The organism is Halobacillus sp. BBL2006, assembly GCF_000786645.1.
Lineage (GTDB): Bacteria > Bacillota > Bacilli > Bacillales > Halobacillaceae > Halobacillus.
Genome location: NZ_JRNX01000110.1, coordinates 1 through 4,447 on the forward strand (window position 1 = coordinate 1; position 4,447 = coordinate 4,447).

Genomic DNA, 4,447 nt, shown 5'->3' on the forward strand with positions numbered 1-4,447 from the left:
TTAATGAAGCTGTAAGCCCACCGTAAACGAATCCGGGAATGGCCGTATGCTCCGGGCGCGGGGTGTAAACAGTGACGGTTTGCTCTCCGTCCCATCCGGTGCGGAAGTGATGGCCTTCCCCATTTAAGCGGCCACATCCATAACACCATGAAAAATCGTCGGGATATTCATCTTGAATCGCGTGCTCAATAGACTTGTTCAAATCGATCTCCTCCTTCCTAAATAGTATAGCATGTAAAAATCTGAAAATTTTATCATATTATAGTGATTACAAAAGAAGAGAACTTTCTTGCGAAGAGGGGTTTGAAGAAAATTTTTGTTTAGAAATAAAACAATTAGGTGGAGGTTTCTTAAGGAAAGAGAAAGATAGTCGAAAAATAATTATAACCATTGGTTGGTTATCTGCCATACTAGCCATTGTTATTTTTCCTGTATTTCTTAGTATAGTCGCTATTTGTATGGGAGTCGTTTTAAGAAAGGATTATGAATTAGACAAACATGGTTGGATATTAATAATCATGGGGGTAGCTGGAGGCATTGTTGGAATGTTATTGGGAGCGATCTTGATTCCGTACTAAAGGCCGAGTGACGAGTAATAACTCTATACAAAACAAAAGCTCAGAGCATTAAACTCTGAGCTTTCAGATTTTCTTTATATAAAATTAGCATGTAGGAGGCTTGAGATATAAGCGATTAGTTTACGCCTCTACCTTTGTCCACTCCGTATGGAAGGTACCCTCTTTATCTTTTCGTTGATACGTGTGAGCACCAAAGTAATCACGCTGCGCCTGAAGCAGGTTCGCAGGGAGATCCGCAGTACGGTAGCTGTCAAAATAAGCGATCGCACTTGAGAATGCCGGCATTGGAATCCCTTGCTGAACACCAAGGCTTACGACTTCGCGCAGGCTTGATTGGTAATCCTCAGCGATGCCTTTGAAATAAGGATCAAGCAGCAAGTTATCCAACTCGCCCTCGCGGTCATAGGCTTCTTTGATTTTCTGAAGGAACTGAGCACGGATGATACAGCCGCCTCGGAAGATCATCGCGATGTCTCCGTAATTCAAGTTCCATTCTTTCTCTTTTGAAGCCGACTGCATTTGAGCGAATCCTTGGGCGTAGGAGCAGATTTTACTCATATACAACGCTTTTCTCACAGATTCAATCGCAGCTTGTTTATCCCCTGTAAAAGGTTTGAGTTCAGGACCGCTGATTTGTTTGCTTGCCTTCACACGTTCTTCTTTCATGGCAGAAATGAAACGGGCAAAGACGGATTCTGTGATGATCGGTAATGGGACACCGAGCTCCAGAGCGTTAATGCTCGTCCATTTTCCGGTACCTTTTTGACCGGCCGTATCAAGAATTCTTTCAACTAAAGGCTCGCCTGTTTCTTCATCGATCTTCGTGAAAATGTCAGCTGTGATCTCAATAAGGTAGCTGTCCAATTCGCCTTCATTCCACTCGGCAAATACATCGTGAAGCTCCTGGGCTGATAATCCAAGCACATTTTTCAATAAGAAGTAGGCTTCACAGATTAGCTGCATATCACCGTATTCAATGCCGTTGTGCACCATTTTTACATAGTGGCCGGCACCTTCAGGACCGATATGGGTGCTGCAAGGGGTGCCTTCCACCTTAGCGGAAATCGCATCAAAGATTGGCTGCACCTGGTCGTAAGCTTCTTTCGGGCCTCCTGGCATGATGGATGGTCCTTTTCTTGCACCTTCTTCTCCACCTGAAAAACCTGTGCCGATAAAGTGGACGCCTGCTTCTCTCAAATAGGAAGCGCGTTTTTCTGTATCCTTGTAAAAAGTATTTCCTCCGTCGATCAGGATATCGCCTTTTTCTAAGTGGGGAAGCAGCGTATCAATGACTTTGTCTGTCGTTTCGCCTGCTTTCACCATCATCAGAATTTTTCTTGGTGTTTCAAGGGAGCCGATGAATTCCTCAACGGTGTAGGTACCTTGTACTTGTTTGTTGTTCGCTTCGTTGTTTACCATTTCATCTACTCGGTCTGTCCAATAATCATATACAGACACAGAGTATCCGTTGCTTTCAATATTAAGGGCGAGGTTAGCGCCCATGACTCCTAAACCGATGACACCCATCTTTTGTTTTGTCATAGCTGTATCTGTTCCTTTCATGAAAGTGTAGGAAATTCATCTGTAGCCCGTTCGACTTTCCTCACTTAATTTAAAAAATTGATTTATCCTTGTTGTACATTTTTCTTATTCTACTAAAGCTCCTGATTGTTGTAGACTCAGTTTCGAGACTTTTGTTTCCTCTGCTTAGAATAGTGGGAGGAGGACGTGGAAATTACTCGCTTTCCGTGGGCGTGTGCTGAGCCTCCTCAGACTTCGTCCTCCGGGGTCTCACCTATCCCGCTCTTCCCACAGGAGTCTCGCAATTTCCACGTGCTCCTTGAATTTGTTTGGATAACGGAAACGCCTCAATGGAAATGAACTCTGTTTGGATGCTTCTAGAATCCAGTCGTCCACTATGGTCTTACGTAATGTGATTATAACGAGACTCCCGCGGGGGAAGGAGCTAGGCGAGACCCCTTAGGAGTAAAACGACCGAGGAGGCTTGCCAGTTCCCACACAGGAAAGCGACTTGTTCCCCGAAGCCACTTACTCCACACAAACACCTCGAAATCGAGTCTTCAACAATCCTGCACTATTACTGAATACCTCTTTAATTTAGTACCATTGGAATCCGTCTTCGCTCAATAATTGATGAGAAGCTTCTGGACCTTCAGAACCAGCAGGGTACGTATGCAGAGGAAGAGCATCGTCTTGGAATGCTTCTAAAATCGGCTGGACCCATTTCCATGATAGTTCCACTTCGTTCCAATGAGCGAAGTAGGTAGAGTTGCCTTGCATCGCATCATTCAACAGACGCTCGTAAGCCTCTGGCTGTGAAGAAGGATTCTTAGAAAACGTAATAAAGGCAGGCTCAAACTGTTGGTTCGTTTGGTCCATAATATTCACCCTCAAGCTCACGCTCTCTGCTGGGTTGATTTGAATTTCTAAGAGATTAGAGACAATGCCTTCTTCTTCAGGATTGTCCGTTTCATCGGCTTCATTCTTGAATTCGATGACAATATGCGTCGATTTCTCCGCCATACGTTTCCCTGTACGAATGTAAAACGGAATGCCTTTCCAATACTCATTGTCGATAAATAATCGCGCAGCAAAGAAAGTATCATTGTTTGAAGAGGATTCAATGCCTTCTTCATCTCGATAGGCTTTTACACCTTCTCCGTTAACTTCGCCAGCTTCATATTGGCCGCGAATCACGTGATTTGCCATTTCGTCTTTCGCTACAGGGCGAAGGGACTCCATGATTTCTTTCTTGTTTTCTTCAATCTCTTTTGGTGACTGTTTCTTCGGATGATGGAGGGCGGTCATCATGACGAGTTGAAGGAGGTGGTTCTGTACCATATCACGAATCGCACCCGCATGATCATAATAGCTTGCCCTCGTTCCTACACCGACCGTCTCACTCGCTGTGATTTGAACATTGGCGATTTGCTGGTGATCCCACAACGATTTCAGAATTGGATTCGGACGGATAAGAGATTCAAGGTTTTGCACCATCGGCTTTCCTAGATAGTGGTCAATCCGAAAGATTTCTTCCTCATCGAATACTTGCTTCAAACTTGCATTCAATTCTTGAGCAGATTTTAAATCACTTCCAAATGGCTTCTCGACAATCAGACGTTTCCAGCCTTTTGTCTGACTGACTCCGTTTTTGTGCAAGTTGGTAGCAATCAGTTCAACAAGCTTCGGTGACACCGATAAGTAAAAGAGGCGATTGTCAGGGATATTCAGTTCGCTCTCCCGACTTTCAATAAAGTCTTGTAAATCTTTATAGGATTCTTGCTTCGTCGCGTCAAAAATACAGTAACGGAATTTATCCAAGAACTCTTTTAAGTTCGAAGGCTCGATGTCTGTTCTCGAGAATGTTTCCAGAGCTTCTTTAATAAGGGCATGAAAGTCTTCATTTGTGAATGGCTTTCTACCTAATCCAACTACGGAGATGGAAGAAGGCATTTTCCCCTCAAGGAATAAATTATATAGAGCTGGATAAAGCTTGCGTTTCGCGAGATCCCCAGATGCACCGAATAACACAAAGGACATATCCTGCATGACTTCGCTGGAATCGATTCCAGCGCCTTTAAGAACTGATTCTTCTGAGATACTTTCCATTTTCCTGACTACCTCCCGTAATAGATAAGAGCGTTTTTTGCTCATGTATAGTAAAGCTATCAATGATTTTTATCGTTCATATCTTTATAAGATATAGGTTCTAATCTTAGTATGTCAACTCTTCCGATTTCTAATATAGCAGAGAAAAACAGAAAAAAGGACAAAATCACTCGCGATTCCGTCCTTCTTGTTGTATATCCTGCTGTTTAGTCAATCATCTCTTGATAAAGAGATGCCAG

Annotated in this window: 3 protein-coding genes and 1 pseudogene; 1 reads left to right on the forward strand and 3 read right to left on the reverse strand. The window is 43.4% G+C overall.

The window, feature by feature from the left end; all coding sequences use genetic code 11:
- Positions 1-202, reverse strand: a pseudogene (locus LD39_RS23430) (PaaI family thioesterase); the annotation flags it as partial.
- Here LD39_RS23430 and LD39_RS04165 point away from each other — a divergent pair.
- Entirely contained in the window at positions 195-578 is a 384-nt protein-coding gene (locus LD39_RS04165) for a hypothetical protein (protein WP_052158724.1), read from the forward strand. The pseudogene LD39_RS23430 and the gene LD39_RS04165 overlap by 8 nt on opposite strands.
- Before the next feature lie 120 nt (positions 579-698).
- On the opposite strand, the gene gndA is transcribed toward LD39_RS04165, so the two are convergent.
- Together gndA and zwf are read right to left on the reverse strand one after the other, a co-directional pair.
- Positions 699-2,120: an NADP-dependent phosphogluconate dehydrogenase gene (gene gndA / locus LD39_RS04170; protein WP_035543190.1), complete on the reverse strand. Its 1,422-nt coding sequence runs from the start codon at positions 2,118-2,120 to the stop codon at positions 699-701.
- Positions 2,121-2,696: 576 nt separating this feature from the next.
- Positions 2,697-4,148 carry a glucose-6-phosphate dehydrogenase gene (gene zwf, locus LD39_RS04175; RefSeq protein WP_035543192.1) on the reverse strand — a complete coding sequence of 484 codons (1,452 nt, stop codon included), beginning with the start codon at positions 4,146-4,148 and terminating at the stop codon, positions 2,697-2,699.
- Between the last annotated feature and the right edge of the window lie 299 nt (positions 4,149-4,447).